The sequence below is a fragment of the Methylobacterium sp. J-077 genome (assembly GCF_022829365.1).
Taxonomy (GTDB): domain Bacteria; phylum Pseudomonadota; class Alphaproteobacteria; order Rhizobiales; family Beijerinckiaceae; genus Methylobacterium.
Genome location: NZ_JAKSYJ010000191.1, coordinates 1 through 534, shown reverse-complemented (window position 1 = coordinate 534; position 534 = coordinate 1). Strand labels below are relative to the sequence as shown.

At 66.7% G+C, this 534-nt stretch carries 1 pseudogene; it reads right to left on the bottom strand.

From position 1 onward, the window contains the following. Positions 1-403 (bottom strand): annotated as a pseudogene (locus MKL11_RS22440) (IS5/IS1182 family transposase); the annotation flags it as partial. Between the last annotated feature and the right edge of the window lie 131 nt (positions 404-534).

Here is a 534-nt window from a genome sequence, read left to right as displayed (position 1 = left end):
GGCGTCCGGCCGCGACGGCAGGGTGATCGGGCGAGGCGTCTGACCAGGATAATGTCGGCTGCGGCGTAGAGGAAGGCTCTGGCAGCGGCGAGGGTCACTTCCGGGTCCTTCCAGAGGCGTCGGTTGCAGCTGACCCAGACGAGGAGCCGGTCAACGAGCCACCGGCGCTGATGCACAGCGAAGCCGACCTGAGCCGGCGGCTTGCGCACGACCTCGACGGCAATGATCGTGGCGGTCGCGGGCTTGTCGCCGGCATAGCCGGCGTCGGCGAAGGCCTTGACGATGAACGGGAGCTCCGGCGCGATAGGCGCAGGACTGGCACGGCTCCGTCCTGGTCCTGCACGTCGGCAGGCTGCGGATCGAGGACGAGCGCACGCCCGTCCGTGTCGACCAGCGCTTGGCGCGAGTCTTACTCGCAACCGCGGGGTCGCCGCCGCGGTTGCGGGTTCACAACCCAAGCGCGAAAATCGTCTGAACCTTCTACGTTAAGCGCTATTAACCCAGATCAAGAGCGGTTTGAGGGCTGCTCACTTT